The sequence below is a fragment of the Streptomyces sp. CWNU-52B genome (genome assembly GCF_047444975.1).
GTDB lineage: Bacteria > Actinomycetota > Actinomycetes > Streptomycetales > Streptomycetaceae > Streptomyces.
This window is the reverse complement of the sequence record NZ_JBLFJV010000011.1, coordinates 120,984-135,955: the sequence shown is the minus strand read 5'-3', so window position 1 is coordinate 135,955 and position 14,972 is coordinate 120,984. Positions and strand designations below refer to the sequence as shown.

The window sequence follows — 14,972 nt, the reverse complement described above, 5'->3', positions numbered from 1 at the left end:
GCGCGTGACTCGGGCGAGGCCGGGTCAGATCACCGACTCGGCGGTCAGCTCGGCGACGTCCTCGGCGCTGTAGCCGAGCTTCTCCCGGTAGACCACGTCGTTGTGTTCGCCGAGGGCCGGGGCAGGGCGGTCGAAGCCGGCCCGCGCGGCGGAGAACCGGATGGGCACGCCGGTGGTGGCGAGACCGGGGACGACGCCGTGCGTGGGGTGGGTCACCGGTACGACCTCCTCGCGCTGCTGGACCAGCGGGTCCTGTACGGCTTCCCGTGGCTCGCGCACCTCGGCCGCGGGAACGCCCTCCGCGGTGAAGGCACCCAGCGCCTCCGCGGTGGGGCGCGCCCGGGTCCACTCCCGTATCAGGTGGTGGATCTCGTCGGCGTGGCGGACTCGCTGGTCGCGGGTGCGGAAGCGGTCGTCGTCGATGAGGTCGGGGCGGCCGATCGCCCGCAGGGCTCCGTGCGCGAAGGCGTCGGTGGGCGCGGACAGCGCCAGGTGTCCGTCGGCGGTCGGCAGGATGCCGAAGGGGGCGAGGCGGGGCACCATGGCCCCGGTCCGCTGCGGCATGCCGACCGCCTCGAAGGCGTCGAAGGGCTCGCACGCCACCAGGGAGGTGAGCGCGCCGAGCATGGACACGTCGACGTGCTGGCCCTCGCCGGTGTGGTCGGCCTGCATGAGGGCCGACAGGGTGCCGATGACCGCGAACAGCGGGGCGAGCATGTCTCCGACGGGCAGGCCGAAGCGCACCGGCTTCTCGTCCGGTTCGCCCGCGGTCATCATCACCCCGGACAGGGCCTGGATGATGGAGTCCATCGCCTTGCCCGAGCCGGGTCCGCCCTGGCTGCCGAACCCGGTGATCGACGTGTAGACGAGCCGGGGGTTGAGCTCGTGCACGGCGGCGTAGTCGATGCCGAGGCGTCCGGTGACTCCGGGGCTGTAGTTCTCCACGAGGATGTCGGCGTCGCGGACGAGGTCGGCGAACACCCGCTGGGAGCGGCTGTCCTTGAGGTTGAGCGTGACGCTGAGTTTGTTGCGGCCGCGGGCGAGCATCGAGACCGACATGTCGTCGGGCCCCTGCCGGCTCATCGACAGTCCGTCGCCGCCCACGTAGGGCGCGTTGTTGCGCGAGGAGTCTCCGCCGGTGGCCGGGTTCTCGACCTTGATGACCGTGGCGCCGAGGCCCGCGAGCAGCAGGGTCGCGTAGGGCCCCGCGAGTGCGGTGGTCAGGTCGATGACGGTCCGTCCGGCAAGTGGCTGGTCGCTCATGAGGCCCTTTCGGTGTTCAGCTGGATCAGGACACGGCCGTCCTCGCGGACGAACCGGCCGTTGAGCCCCGCGGCGCGGGTGATGCCTTCGACGTAGTCGGCGACGCGTCGGCCCTCGTCGGTGTCGCCGCAGGGCACCGGGCGGCCCGAGTCGTCGATCCAGCAGGGTTCGAAGCCCGCCTCGACGAGCCCTTCGCCGTCGAAGCGGCAGAAGGCGATCGCCGTGTTGCGGCTCTCCGGGTGGAAGGGGTAGGCGGGCATGTCGGGGTCGGGGGCGAATCCGTAGAGCTTCGTGCGCCGCCGGGCCCATTCGGTCAGTTCGGCGCTGGAGCGGCTGTTGGCGACCGGGGTCAGGGCGCGGGTGACCGTGACGAAGTTGCCGAGTCCGTGGAAGATCGGCCGGCCGCGGTAGGTCTCGATGCCGCGCATGATGTGGGCGTGGTGGCCGAACACGGCGTCGGCTCCGGCGTCGATGGCGGCCCGTGCCACCGGTCCCTCGTACATCGCGACGGCCGCCGGTGTGTGTCCGACTCCCTTGTGGAGTCCGACGAGGACGACGTCGGCCTCCTCGCGCAGGCGTGCCACGTCCGCTTCGAGGACGGCCAGGCTCTCCGGGGCGGCGAAGGTGTAGATCTTCGGTGGGCCGCCGGGGCTGGCGTGGTCGAGTTCGTAGTGGGTGAGGACGTGGACGTAGGCGCAGCCCGCCTTGCGGGAGGTGGCCCAGGACTCGCGCGGTCCCACGCAGTTGTAGGAGAGCACGCCGATCCGCAGTCCGCCGCGCTCGATCACGGCGGGTGTCCTGGCCTCGTCGAGGTCGGCGCCGGCTCCGACGGGGAGCAGGCCGGCCCGGCGGGCGTGCGCGACGGTGTCGGCGACACCGACGTCACCGGCGTCGTAGATGTGGTTGCCGGCCAGTGTGACGATGTCGAAGCCGGCGTCGGCGAGCGCGGACAGGGCCGCCGGGTCGGCCGGCGGGGCGGGCACGTCGCTGCTCTGCTGGACGGTGGTGGTCGAGTGCGGTACCTCGACGTGTCCGACCGTGACGTCGGCCGCTCTCAGCAGTGCGGCCGAGGGTGCCAGGAACGAGGCCGGGTCGGGCTCGTCGAGGATGAGGTCCCCGACCGAGGCGACAGTGATCATGAGGCGTGCTCCTGAGTGGGTTCGGTGCTTTCGCGGTGCCGGGCCAGGAAGGCACGCAGGCGTGCGGTGCCGGGGGCGGTGAGCATGGTGTGGGGCGGCCCGCTCTCCACGACGCGGCCGGCCTCCATGAAGACGCAGCGGTCGGCGACCTCGCGGGCGAAGGCGATCTCGTGGGTGACCACGACCATGGTCATGCCCTCGGTGGCCAGTTGGCGCATCACGCCGAGCACCTCGTCGACCAGTTCGGGGTCGAGGGCGCTGGTGGGTTCGTCGAAGAGCATGACGCGGGGCCGGGCCGCGACGGCTCTGGCGATGGCCACCCGTTGCTGCTGGCCGCCGGAGAGCTGGCGCGGGTAGTGGTCGGCACGGTCGGCGAGCCCGATCCGGCCGAGCAGGTCGCGGGCCTGGGCCTCGGCGTCCTGCCGGGAGCGGCCGTGGACCCGTACCGGGGCCTCGGTGATGTTGCGCAGCACGGTGAAGTGCGGGATGAGGTGGAACTGCTGGAACACCATGCTCATCCGGCTGCGCTGGGCGGCCACGCGGCGGGCGCTCAACGGGCGCAGCGCGCCGCGGTGCCGTTCGTAGCCGAGGAGTTCGTCGTCCAGGTAGATCGCGCCGGAGTCGATCGTCTCCAGCTGGTGCACGCACCGGATCAGGGTCGACTTGCCGGAACCCGAGGGTCCGATGACCGTGACGACCTCGCCGTCGGCGACGTCGAGGTCCACGCCGTCGAGGGCGACGAGGTCTCCGAAGTTCTTGCGAATGCCCCGCACGCGCAGGGCGGGCTCACCGGTCATGCGGACGCTCCGTCCAGGGTGTTCTTCGGGCGGCGGCCGTGGCCGCCCGCGGTACGGCCGCCCGTGCTGGGGCCGCTCGTGGTGTGGCCGCGGGAGAAGTGCCGTTCCAGCCAGCGCTGTCCGACGGTGAAGAGGGTGACCACGGCGAGGTACCAGAGGCAGGCCACGATGAGCAGCGGGACGATCTGGTAGGTGCGGTTGTAGATGACCTGGACCGAGTGCAGCAGGTCGGCCATGGCGATCACCGAGACGAGCGCGGTGCCCTTGAGCACGCTGATGAACTGGCTGCCGCCCGGCGGGATGATCACCCGCATGGCCTGGGGCAGTACGACCCGGAAGAAGGTCTGGGCCGGGGTGAAGCCCATCGCGCGGGCCGCGTCGCGCTGGCCGGGCTCCACGCCCAGCAGGCCGCCCCGGATGATCTCCGCCATGTAGGCCGACTCCACCAGGGACAGGCCGATCACGGCGGCCGTCACGGGGGTGATCACGTCGTTGGCGTCCCAGGACACGAACTCCGGGCCGAAGGGGACGCCCACCGAGATCCGCGGCAGGAGGTAGGCGAGGTTGAACCAGAAGATGAGCTGTACGAGCGGCGGGATGCCGCGGAACACGCCGATGTAGAGGGTGGCCGCCCACCGGACGGGGGCGAAGTCCGACAGCTGGGCCGCCGCCAGGAGCGCTCCGACGGCCGCGCCGATGACGGTGGCCGCCACGGCCAGCCACACCGAGGTGCCGAGGCCGGAGAGCACGGAGGGGTCGAAGAGGTAGTCCGCGACCACGTCCCATTCCAGGCGCGGGTTGGTCACCAGGAAGCGGACGAGCAGCGCGGCCACGACGGCGAGCAGCACGCCGCCGGCCACGCGCCAGGGCCGCACGCGTTTCGTCGCGCGGGCGACGTCGTCGGCGTGCGCGCCGACGGGACTGTCCTTGAGGGAGATCGGTCCTGCCACGGTTCAGCTCTCTTCACTGGCGAGGTTGAGGACGGGCTTGTCGACCATCACGTCCTTCAGCCCCCAGTGCTCCATGACGCGCCGGTACTCGCCGTTGTCGACGAGTTCCTGGAAGGCCTTATGGACCACGGGACCGAGCCCGCTGTCCTTGGGCACGAGCAGGGCGAGGTAGTCGGTGGTGGCGCCCTGTTCCTCGGTCTGCGTCACGTAGACGTACGTGTCCGACTGGGTCTTGGACACGTCGATGGCGGCGGCCTGGGTCATCCCGGCGGCGTCGGCGCGGCCGGACCGCGCGGCCAGCAGGGTGGCGTTGGTGTCGTCCAGGCCGATCGACTTCGCGGGGCTCTTGCCCTGGGCCGCGCAGTACTTGGACAGCTTGGCCAGCTGGCCCTCCACGACGCTCGCCTTGACCACGGCGACCTTCTTGCCGCAGAGGTCGGCGGCCGAGGAGACCTCGCCCTTGGCCGCCTTCGGCAGGACGTAGGAGGTGCGGCTGGTCATCCAGGTGACGGTGTCGAACTGGCGCTCGCGCTCGGCCGTGGCCTGCACCGGTCCGTTGAACGCCTGGTAGCGCCCGCTGAGCATGCCCTGCAGCGCCGCGGGGAGGTTGTTCACGATCTTGACCTCGGTACGCACTCCGAGCACCTGCCCGAGGGCCTCCTGAAGGTCCCTGTCGATGCCCGTCACGGAACCGTCGGCGCCGACGGAGCGGAAGGGCGGGTGCGAGTCCCCCGCGAAGCGCAGGACACCGGAGTCCTTGACGGACTCGGGCAGGGCGTCGTGCAGTGCGGGCACCGCGCTGACGGCCGGGGACGAGGTGCCTTCCTCCTCGGACGCACCGCAGCCGGCGAGAGCCAGCGCGGAGATCATCGCGAGGGTGAGCGTGCTACGTGTTCGCCACCGCCGGTGGGCTCGAAAGTTACGCATGAAGGCGTTCCCTTGCATGAAGTGAGATCCGCGTCATTGTCGGTATCGATGCCGAGCGTCGCACGAGGTGTCGCCTATGACAAGAGTCGTGCGATACTTCAGTCCGACCTGAAGGCCTGCCAGAAACAGAGGTGCCATGGGGAAGGACCCGTCGAAGGCCGAGCTGCCCCGGGCCCAGAACGGGGCCGAACCCCAGCTGCTGCTGACCTCCCTGCTGGGCGACTTCTGGTACTGGCGCGACGAGCACATCCCCGCCACCGCGCTGGTCAGGCTCCTCTCCGACTTCGACGTGACGGCGGACGGCGCACGGGCGGCCATGCGCCGGCTCGTGGCCCGCGGCCTGCTGGACACCTCGCGCAGCGGACGCACGACGGCGTACGGCATCCCCGCGCGGACCTCCGAGGTGATCGTCGAGCGGACCCATCGCATGCTGACGTTCGGCGCCACCGCGCCCGAGTGGGACGGCCAGTGGACGGTCGTCGCGTTCTCCGTCCCCGAACAGGACCGCGGTCTGCGCACGGCTCTGCGCTCCCGGCTGCGCGTGCTGGGATTCGCCGCACTCTACGACGGGGTGTGGGTGTCACCGCGTGACCTCGGCGAGGACGCGCAGGAACTGCTGCGGGAACTCGGCATCGGGACGGCGACCGTGCTGCGCTGCGCCACGGTGCCCGGCGGGAGCCGGCAGGGCGACCCGACGTCCGCCTTCGACCTGACGACGCTGACGAAGGAGTACCGGAGCTTCATCGAGCGCTACGAGTCGGTGCTCGACAACCTGGAGGCCGGTCTCATCAGCCCGGCGCAGGCGCTGCGCACGCGCACCGAGCTGCGGGTCGCCTGGCGGCGCTTCCCGGAGACCGACCCGGACCTGCCGGCCGAACTGCTGCCGCCCGACTGGGACCGGCCCCGCGCGCAGTGGGTCTTCGCCCAGATCTACGACCGCCTGGGGCCGCTCGCCGAGATCCGGTTCCGGCAGATCCTGACGACGGTCTCACCGGAGCTCGCCGAGCTGGTCTCCCACCACGACTCCACCGCGATCGCCGAGTTGTACGCCTCGCTGGGTGACCGCAGGGCGCACGGTGACACCCCGTTCGAGCAGGCGGCGCGGGCCCGCAGACTGGACGAGGTGTCCCGCTCGAAGCCCTGAGCCGCACGGCTCAAACAGCGCGGTGGGGCGGCCCGGACCAGGCCCCCCGCCCAGGTCCCGTCCAGGTCCCGTCCAGGCAGCGACCGGGCCGGGGCGGGCGGTCTTGCGAACGCCTTCTAGGATGGCCGGGCGCGATGTTCGAAAGCCGCCACGTTGCGTCCACCGCAGGGAGATAGCCCATGGGCACCGCAGAGGCGTTGAGTTCACCGTCGGACACCAGGGTCATGGACGGCCACTCGGCCGGTCCGGTGGTGCCGCGCCTGGTGCTGGGCGCCCGGCTGCGCGCGCTGCGGGAGCGGAAGGAGATCTCCCGTGAGGCCGCGGGGCACCTCATCCGCGCCTCCCGGTCCAAGATCAGCCGACTGGAGGCCGGCCGCCACGGGTTCAAACTGCGTGACGTGACCGACCTGCTCACCCTCTACGGCGTCACGGACGACGCCGAGCGCGCCACCTTGCTGGCGTTGGCCGAAGAGGCCAACACCCCTGCCTGGTGGCAGTACTACAGCGACGTGGTGCCCTCCTGGACACAGATCTACCTCGGGGCCGAGCAGGCGGCGAGCGTCATCCGCTGCTTCGAGGTCCAACGCGTTCCCGCCCTCCTGCAGACCCCGGACTACGCGCGCGCCACCCTCCGCCTCGCCCACCCGGACGCCGACGCGCAGGAGATCGGGCGGCGTGTCACGCTGCGGATGTCGCGCCAGCGGATCCTGCACCGGCAGCCGGCCGCCCGGCTCTGGGCCGTCATCGACGAGGCGGCGCTCCGTCGCCCGGTGGGCGGCGCCGGCACGATGCGCGCCCAGCTCAGGCATCTCATCGAGATCTGCCGGCTCCCGCAGGTCACCGTCCAGATCATCCCGTTCCTCAGCGGGGGTTACGCCGCCGAGGGCGGTCCGGTCACCATCCTCCGCCTGCCCGGCGGCCAGCTGCCCGACATGGTCTACCTCGAACAGCTCGCCGGCGCCCTCTACCCCGACAAGCCCGCCGAGATCGAGCGCTACTGGGATGTCATGAACCGCCTGGTGATAGAGGCCGAGTCACCGGACGAGACACCGACGATCCTCCACCGCGTCCTCCAGGAGACCTGAGCCCGGGCCCGGGGGCCGGCCGGGCGACGGCCGGCCCAGACGGGCTCAGCGCTTGAGGGCCACACCGCCGTACTGGTGCACCTCGGCAGGCAGCCCCAGGGCCTCGGTGTCGGGACGCCAGCGCGAGCACGACGCCACACCCGGTTCGAGCAGTTCCAGACCGTCGAAGTAGCGCTCCAGCTGCGCGGGGCTGCGGAGGATGTACGGAATCGAGCCGCCCTCGTTGTAGCCCTGGATGGCCTCGACGTAGGACGCGCTGGTGTCGGTGCTGTCGTACTGCACGAGGTAGCTGCCGGACGGCAGGGCGTCCACCAGCTGCCGCACGATCGAGCGCGCCTCGTCATAGTCCTCGATGTGGCCCAGGATGCCCATCAGCATGAGAGCGACCGGCTGGTCGAAGTCCAGCGTCTTCGCGGCCTCGCGCACGATCGCGCTCGGCTCGCGCAGATCGGCGTCGACGTAGTTGGTGACACCCTCCGTCGTACTGGTGAGCAGCGCGCGGGCGTGGGCCAGCACCAGCGGGTCGTTGTCGACGTAGACGATCCGGCTCTCGGGTGCCACCCGCTGGGCGATCTGATGGGTGTTGTCGACGTTGGGCAGTCCGGTGCCGATGTCCAGGAACTGCCGGATCCCCTCCTCGGCGGCCAGATGGCGGACTGCGCGGGCGAGGAAGTACCGGGCGGCACGCGCTCCGGTCTCGATGCCGGGGAAGACGGCGCGGAACGCGTCGCCGGCCACCCGGTCGACCTCGTAGTTGTCCTTGCCGCCCAGCCAGTAGTTCCAGATCCGGGCCGACTGCGGCACGGAGGTATCGATCCTGGAGAGCGTCTCCTGGTCGGAGTTCTCTGCCTCATCAGTCATGGACGCTCCTGTGCGTACGTAGTGTGAGAACCACGAACCGTCGAACACCAGTCGTGGGCGCCCACGTTATTCCTCACGACTCGGCTCAGGTGAATCTTCCGTGCCCAATCTGCCCTGTTCGGCCACCCGTTGGCTTGATTCCTTCGCCGTTCCCTCCCCTGTCCCCTCCCCTGTGCCTCTGCTGTGTCTCTCCTGCCCCTCGCGGATCAGCGGCGTGCCGTGGCGGCCCACGCGTCGTCGTCCACGGCGAGACAGGGGTCGGTCTCCGTGCGCGGCGGCATGGCGGGTACGTCGTCCCTCGTCCGCAGTGCCGCGGCGGCCGCCAGATGACCGAGGCGCAGCCGGGAGCGTTCGTCGCGGCCCTCCAGCACACCGGCCAGGTATCCGGCGGCGAACGCGTCACCCGCGCCGACCGGTTCGACCACCTCGGTGAGCAGCGAGGGCACGAACGTCCGCGAGCCCCCGGCGTACGAGGTCGCTCCGTGCTCGGCGTCCTTGACGACCACGACGGGTGCGGGAGTGAGCAGTTCCGCGATGTCGTCCGGGCGGGCGGTGCCCCACACCTCCTCGGCCTCGTCCCGTCCGACGAACACGATGTCCGCGGCGCGGGCGAGCGTCAGCAGACTCCGCGCGGCGTCCGTGCCGCGGACCCGCCAGAGCGCGGGACGGTGGTTCACGTCGAAGGAGACGAGCGGACCCGGTGCGCCGCGGTCGTGCCGTCCGGCGAGCAGCGTCTCCAGCAGACGGGCGCAGCTGTCGGACAGGGCCGCGGCGACACCCGACAGATGCAGGATCCGGGCCCTGCGGAGCAGGGGGTGCCGGGCCAGGTCCGGCCCCATCGCGGACGCGGCGGACCCGCCGCGGTAGTAGTGCGTACGAGGATGACCGCGGCCGGGGTCCGACGCCTCCCCGGGGCCGGGGCCGGGGTTCGGGTCCTTGAAGTAGACGCCGGTCGGGCGCCGCGGGTCGGTCTCCACGGCACTCACGTCCACGCCGCGCGCGGTCAGCTCGGCCAGGATGCGGCGCGCGAACGGGTCGTCGCCCACGCGGCTCAGCCAGGCGGCGCGGTGCCCGAGTCCGGCCAGCCCGCAGGCGACGTTGGACTCGGCACCGCCCACCGCCATGCTCAGCGTCGACTGCTCGGCGAGCGGGCGGGCGTCCGGTGGGCTGAGAACGGCCATCGTCTCGCCGACGCACACGACGTCGGCCACCCGCTCATGGCTGTCGACGGCGCGGGAAGGGGACGGCAGGGACACGGGGCTCACTCTCCTGGTGGACGGGCTGGACGGGGTGTACGGGCTGCGTGGGGCGGACGGGGTGGACAGCACGGACGCTCGCCCGGCGGGCGGGGCGCGCGGTTCGGACGGCGGGTCGTCCGTCGCGGCGCCGTGTCACCCCTCGGCGGCGAGCCGCAGCAGCACCTTGCTGCTCCCGCTGCCCGGATCGGCGGCGACGGCGAGTGCCTGCGCGGCCCGTTCCAGCGGGAAGCGGTGGGTGATCAGCGGGGCCACGTCCAGACCGTCCCCGAGGGCACGCAGCGCGTCGTCGATCTCCTCGACGAAGCGGTACGACCCGATCCAGGTGATCTCCCGGGTCACCAGGTCGCCCAGGGCCGCGGGCACGGCCGTACCGGGCAGGTTGCCCACCTGGACGAGGGTGCCGCCCCGCGCCGTGGCCCGCAGCACAGGACCGAGCGCGGCCGGGGCGCCGGACGCCTCGAAGACCACGTCCACGTCCTCGGGCAGCCCCTCGCCCGCGGCGAGGTCGCGCGTCTCGTCGGCGCCCATGGCGCGGGCGACGGCGAGCGAGGACGCCGCCAGGTCGGCGGCGACGACGCGGCCCGCACCGCGGTACCCGGCCGCCGCGACGACCAGGGATCCGATCGGTCCGCAGCCGTTGACCAGGACCGTACGGCCGCGCAGGTCGGGCACCCGGCCGACGGCGTGCAGCGCGACGGCCAACGGCTCGGCGAGTGCGCCCTGTTCGGTGGTGACGCCGGCGGGCAGCGGCCGGATCTGGGCCGCGTGGACCGTCCGGTACTCGCTGAACCCGCCGTCGGTGTGCGGGTCGAAGGCCGCCGAGCCGAAGTAGCGCACGCGCGGGTAGAGGTTCGTCCGGCCGGCGATCCGCTCGGGAAGGACGCCGTCGCCCACCGGCCTGGCCGGGTGGACGGTGACCGCCTGCCCGACGCGCAGCCCCGTGACCCGGTCGCCCAGTTCGGCGATCCGGCCCGCGAACTCGTGTCCCAGTACCAGCGGGTGCGCGAGCGAGGCGGTACCGGACGCCCCCTTCTTCCAGTACGCGATGTCGGATCCGCAGATCCCGCCCCACTCCACGGCCAGCAGCACCTCGTCCGCGCCGGGCGAGGGCCGGGCCCGCTCGTCGATCCGTACGTCGTCGGGACCGTGCACCACGACCGCCCGCATCCGGGGGTCCGCGCCGGCCACGGGCCCGGGGCCCGGCTCGGTGGTGGTCTTCATACGGCGTCCTCCAGTCGGACCAGGTCGCGTCCGCGGGTCTCGGGCGCGAGGTACGCGCTGACGAGGGTGATGAGCGAGTAGACGATGAGCATGGCGGCGATGGGCCACCAGCTGTCGGTGACGGCCGTGAGCGTGGCCGCGAGGACCGGGCCGATCGCGGTGGCGAGGATCCCGCCGATCTCCTTGGCGAGCGCGAGCTGGGTGAACCGGGTGCGGGAGCCGAAGAGTTCGGCCATCGTGACGCTTTCCAGCGAGAACAGCCCGAGGACTCCGACGTTCAGGCCGAGGACCATGCCGATCATCACGCCCGGCGTCGAGCCGGAGGTGATGAGGAGCATCACCGGGAAGGCGAGGACGACGGTCAGGGCGGAGAGGGCGAGGTAGACCGAGCGGCGTCCGAAGCGGTCGCCCAGCAGGCCGACCAGCGGCACCGTGGCGAAGCCCGCCAGTGAGCCGTACACGATCGCGTCCGTCGGCACGGAGCGGCCGACCGCCAGGTTGGTGGCGATGTAGCCGACGAGGAACGTCTGCATCAGGCCGGAGTTGCCCGCCTGGCCGAAGCGCAGTCCCAGCGCGAGGAAGAACGCCTTGCCCTTGCGCTGCCGGATCCCCGCCGCCAGGACACCGCCCTCGTGCTCGTCGGCCGTGGCGATCACGGACTCGACCTCGTCGCGGGCCAGCGCCACACCGTCCACGACGTCGGGACGCTCCTCGAAGACCGGGCTCTCCTTGAGGCTGCGCCGCACCCAGACCGCGAAGATCATGAGCAGGAAGCTCAGCAGGAAGGGCAGCCGCCAGCCCCAGGACAGCAGTTGGTCCTCGCTGAGCACACCGAGCAGGATCGCCCACAGGCCCGACGCGGCGAGCGTCCCGGAGTTGGTGCCCAGCGACACCAGCGAGGAGATCAGACCGCGCCGGCGGGCGGGCGCGTACTCGGCGAGCATCACGGTGGCCCCGGCGATCTCGGCGCCCGCGCCGAAGCCCTGCACCAGGCGCAGTACGACGAGCAGGATCGGCGCGAGGAGGCCGATGGTGGCGTAGGTGGGCAGGGCACCGATCAGGGTGGTGGAGGCGCCCATCAGCAGGATGGTGATGTAGAGGACCTTCTTGCGGCCGACCCGGTCGCCCATCCGCCCGAAGTAGACGGCCCCGGCGAGCCGTGCGACGTATCCGACGCCGTACGTGGCCATGGCGGCGATCAGCCCGATCGCCGGGCTGACATCAGGGAAGAAGATCTTGTTGAAGACGATCGCGGCGGCCAGCGAGTAGAGCTGGAAGTCCATGAACTCCATGGCCGTGCCGAGCCAGCCCGAGACGGCGGCGCGGGTCAGATCGCGGGTACTGCGCTGGGCGGAAGGCGTCTGCTGAGCGGCTATGACGCTGTCCTTCATCGTGAACTCCGTTGTTCGGAACCGGGAGAGCTGTTGGGGACGGGGGGCGGCGTTCGGACACCTGGGGCAGGGTGGAGAGCGGGGGCGAGCGGATCCGCGGGTCGGTCACGCGCTCGGTCGCGCGCTCGGATCCCAGGTCAGATCTCGACGCGTCCGGCGCGCAGTGCGGGGAGCCGGTCCGCGACGGCGGCGGTGAGGGCGTCGTCGTCCGCCAGATCCGGCGCGCCCAGGACGCGCAGCAGCGCGCGTACCGTCTCGGCGGGGCGGGTGGCGGACCCCCAGCAGGCGGCGAGCGCCTCGGCGGCGGGGTCGCAGGGCGCGCCGGCGGCGAACGCGCCGACCGTGGACGAGGCGGTCTCGGACGCCTCGGCCGTGGACGCGTCGCGCGGGCGGGTGCCGTGCGCCCAGGCGGCGAGGGCGAGTTCGAGCACCGGGGTGCTCGCGCCGCGGGCGCGCAGTTCGCGCAGGGCCGGCAGCCAGCGCTCGGTGACCTTCAGCGATCCGTCGGAGCCGATCTGGCGCAGCAGGTGGCGCATGGCGGGGTTGCGGAAGCGTACGACGAGGTCGTCGGCGTACGCGGCCGGGTCGGGGCCGCCCGCGGGGAGCGTCGGAGACACCTCCGCGCACAGGGCCCGTACGAGACGCTCGCCCCAGTCCGCCGTCATGGCCTCGGCGATCGTGCCGAGCCCGGCGGCCGTACCGAGGTGGGCCAGCGCGGAGTGCGAACCGTTCAGCAGCCGCAGTTTGGTGAGCTGGTAGGGCGCGACGTCCGGGACGAACAGGGCGCCGTCCAGCTCCCAGGGCGGCCGGGGCGCGACGAAGGAGTCCTCCAGCACCCACTGGCGGTACGGTTCGCCCGTCACGGGGAGCGCGTCGCGTACGCCGAGTGCGGCGCCGGCGGCCACCCGGTCGGCCTCACCGGTCGCGGGCACGATCCGGTCCACGACCGTGGCGGGGAACGCGACGGCCCCGGCCATCAGGTCCAGGATCCGTGTGCGGTCCGGCCAGGACGACGCGCGGACGAAGTCGCGGACCACCCGGGCCAGCGCGGCGCCGTTGTCCGCCATGTTGTCGCACGACACGACGTCGACCGGGGGCGCGCCCGCCCGCATCCGGGCGGCCAGTCCGGCGGCCAGCCGCCCCACCACCGTGGTGAGCGGCCCGTCGGGTCCGGCCGCGAGGTCCGCGGCGACGGGCCCGGCCGTGAGGTCGAGTCCGCCGGTCGCGGGGGAACGGTGATGGCCCTTCTCCGTCACGGTCAGGGTCACCACCGTCACCTCCGGGTCGGTGAGCAGGGCGTCGACGGCCTCGGCGTCGGGGCCTATGGCCAGCGCGCCGACGACCGAGCCCACGACGCGGGTGAGGTGTCCGTCGGGGCGGCGTTCGGTGAGCGAGTACAGGCAGTCCTGGTTCCGCAGGGCGCGCACGGTGGCGGCCGAGCGGGGCGCGACCGCGGTGATGCCCCAGGGCTCGCCGGAGCGGGCGGCAGCGTGCTCGGTGTACACGGCCTGGTGCGCCCGGTGGAAGGCGCCGAGGCCGAAGTGGACGACGCGGGTGCGCAGTCCGGCCGGGTCGACGGCGGGCCGCTGCTCGGGCGCGAGTCGCGGGAGGACCGCGCGGCCGAGGAGTTCGTCGGCGCTCACCAGTCGTGCACGGTGCCGTCGAGACGGCGTGCGACGGGGAGGTAGCGCCGCTGGTAGGGGTAGCGCTCGGCGGCCTTCTCGTCGTACTCGACGCCGAGGCCCGGCGCGTCGGAGGGGTACAGCATGCCGTCGGCGAACGTCACCCCCGTACGGAACACCTCGGCGGTCTCGTCGGGGTGGCCCATGTGCTCCTGGATGCCGAAGTTCGGCACGGCGATGTCCAGGTGCACGGCGGCGGCCATGCTGACGGGCGAGAGGTCGGTGGCGCCGTGGGATCCGGTCCGTACCTGGTGGAGCGCGGCGAGGTCGAAGATCCGGCGCAGGTGTGTGATGCCGCCCGCGTGGACGACGGTGGTGCGGACGTAGTCGATGAGCTGTTCGGTGATGAGGTGCTGGACGTCCCAGATCGAGTTCATCACCTCGCCGACCGCGATCGGGGTCGTGGTGTGCCGGCGGATCAGTCGGAAGGACTCCTGGTTCTCGGCCGGGGTCGGGTCCTCCATCCAGAACAGCCGGGAGGCCTCGACGCTCCTGCCGAACCGGGCGGCCTCGTTCGGGGTGAGCCGGTGGTGCACGTCGTGCAGGAGGTGGAAGCCGAAGCCGAAGCGTTCCCGCACCGCTTCCAGATACCTGGGCGCGAAGTCGAGGTAGGCCTCGGTGTCCCAGGGCTGCTCGTCGGGCAGCTCGGTCGCGGCCGGCTCGTAGACCTTGCCCTTGCGCACCCCGTACGTGCCTCCGACGTCCGGCACGGCGGCCTGGGCCCGTACGGCCTTGTAGCCCAGCTCCAGATAGCGCTCGACGTCGTCCAGGAGCGAGGGTACGTCGGTGCCGCTGGCGTGCGAGTAGACCAGTACGCCGGTGCGCGACCGGCCGCCGAGGAGCTGGTACACGGGCAGTCCGGCCGTCTTGCCGAGGATGTCCCACAGGGCGGTGTCGACGGCGGCGATCGCGGTCATCGTGACGGGCCCGCGCCGCCAGTAGGCACCCTTGTAGAGGTACTGCCACATGTCCTCGATACGGGACGGGTCACGGCCGATCAGCAGCGGGACCACGTGATCGCGCAGATAGCTCGCGACGGCCAGTTCCCGGCCGTTGAGCGTGGCGTCGCCGAGGCCGGTCACTCCGTCCGTGGTGGTGATCCGCAGCGTGACGAAAGTACGGCCGGGCGAGGCGACGAAGACCTCGACACTTTCGATCCTGCTCACAGGCACTCCTCGGTGTTCCTCGTTGCCTCTCGGGCACTTCCTGGCGCTCAGCGGACCCCACGGCACCCCGCTCCGGTCGCGAAGCAC

The 14,972-nt window shown here is 72.1% G+C and carries 13 protein-coding genes; 2 read left to right on the top strand and 11 right to left on the bottom strand.

Translation table 11 applies throughout. From position 1 onward, the window contains the following. Positions 1–24 precede the first annotated feature (24 nt). From ACLVWQ_RS13730 to ACLVWQ_RS13710, 5 genes are read right to left on the bottom strand one after another with little or no spacing between them, the layout of a single operon-like run. Positions 25–1,263 (bottom strand): CaiB/BaiF CoA transferase family protein, encoded by a 1,239-nt coding sequence (locus ACLVWQ_RS13730; RefSeq protein WP_414108802.1) that lies wholly within the window; start codon positions 1,261–1,263, stop codon positions 25–27. Then, the gene (locus ACLVWQ_RS13725) at positions 1,260–2,402 is read right to left on the bottom strand and encodes a CapA family protein (protein ID WP_414108800.1); all 1,143 of its coding nucleotides are present in this window, start codon (positions 2,400–2,402) and stop codon (positions 1,260–1,262) included. The genes ACLVWQ_RS13730 and ACLVWQ_RS13725 overlap by 4 nt, the downstream gene beginning before the upstream one ends. After that, positions 2,399–3,199 (bottom strand): amino acid ABC transporter ATP-binding protein, encoded by an 801-nt coding sequence (locus ACLVWQ_RS13720; RefSeq protein WP_414108798.1) that lies wholly within the window; start codon positions 3,197–3,199, stop codon positions 2,399–2,401. Before ACLVWQ_RS13720 ends, ACLVWQ_RS13725 begins: the two co-directional genes overlap by 4 nt. After that, the gene (locus tag ACLVWQ_RS13715; RefSeq protein ID WP_414108796.1) at positions 3,196–4,149 is read right to left on the bottom strand and encodes an amino acid ABC transporter permease; all 954 of its coding nucleotides are present in this window, start codon (positions 4,147–4,149) and stop codon (positions 3,196–3,198) included. Before ACLVWQ_RS13715 ends, ACLVWQ_RS13720 begins: the two co-directional genes overlap by 4 nt. A gap of 3 nt (positions 4,150–4,152) precedes the next feature. Beyond that, entirely contained in the window at positions 4,153–5,076 is a 924-nt protein-coding gene (locus tag ACLVWQ_RS13710; protein WP_414108795.1) for a transporter substrate-binding domain-containing protein, read from the bottom strand. A gap of 136 nt (positions 5,077–5,212) precedes the next feature. On the opposite strand from ACLVWQ_RS13710, the gene ACLVWQ_RS13705 reads away from it, so the two are divergent. Both ACLVWQ_RS13705 and ACLVWQ_RS13700 read left to right on the top strand, forming a co-directional pair. Then, positions 5,213–6,220 (top strand): PaaX family transcriptional regulator C-terminal domain-containing protein, encoded by a 1,008-nt coding sequence (locus ACLVWQ_RS13705; protein ID WP_414108794.1) that lies wholly within the window; start codon positions 5,213–5,215, stop codon positions 6,218–6,220. A gap of 179 nt (positions 6,221–6,399) precedes the next feature. After that, complete coding sequence (locus ACLVWQ_RS13700) at positions 6,400–7,305, top strand: helix-turn-helix domain-containing protein (RefSeq protein ID WP_414108792.1); 906 nt, start codon at positions 6,400–6,402, stop codon at positions 7,303–7,305. Positions 7,306–7,350: 45 nt separating this feature from the next. On the opposite strand, the gene ACLVWQ_RS13695 is transcribed toward ACLVWQ_RS13700, so the two are convergent. The 6 genes from ACLVWQ_RS13695 to manD all read right to left on the bottom strand — a co-directional run bounded on the left by ACLVWQ_RS13695 (position 7,351) and on the right by manD (position 14,885). Then, positions 7,351–8,166, bottom strand: coding sequence for an SAM-dependent methyltransferase (locus ACLVWQ_RS13695; RefSeq protein WP_414108791.1), 816 nt, complete (start codon positions 8,164–8,166; stop codon positions 7,351–7,353). A gap of 206 nt (positions 8,167–8,372) precedes the next feature. Next, a complete protein-coding gene (locus tag ACLVWQ_RS13690; RefSeq protein WP_414108790.1) occupies positions 8,373–9,422 on the bottom strand; it encodes a sugar kinase in 1,050 nt (349 codons plus the stop codon). Positions 9,423–9,557: 135 nt separating this feature from the next. Next, on the bottom strand, positions 9,558–10,646 hold the full coding sequence (locus ACLVWQ_RS13685) for an L-idonate 5-dehydrogenase (protein ID WP_414108789.1): 1,089 nt from the start codon (positions 10,644–10,646) through the stop codon (positions 9,558–9,560). Continuing rightward, positions 10,643–12,037, bottom strand: coding sequence for an MFS transporter (locus ACLVWQ_RS13680; protein ID WP_414108788.1), 1,395 nt, complete (start codon positions 12,035–12,037; stop codon positions 10,643–10,645). Before ACLVWQ_RS13680 ends, ACLVWQ_RS13685 begins: the two co-directional genes overlap by 4 nt. Before the next feature lie 137 nt (positions 12,038–12,174). Next, positions 12,175–13,680 carry a mannitol dehydrogenase family protein gene (locus ACLVWQ_RS13675; RefSeq protein WP_414108787.1) on the bottom strand — a complete coding sequence of 502 codons (1,506 nt, stop codon included), beginning with the start codon at positions 13,678–13,680 and terminating at the stop codon, positions 12,175–12,177. After that, positions 13,677–14,885, bottom strand: a complete 1,209-nt coding sequence (manD, locus tag ACLVWQ_RS13670; RefSeq protein ID WP_414108785.1) for a D-mannonate dehydratase ManD — start codon at positions 14,883–14,885, stop codon at positions 13,677–13,679. The genes ACLVWQ_RS13675 and manD overlap by 4 nt, the downstream gene beginning before the upstream one ends. Positions 14,886–14,972: the final 87 nt, after the last annotated feature.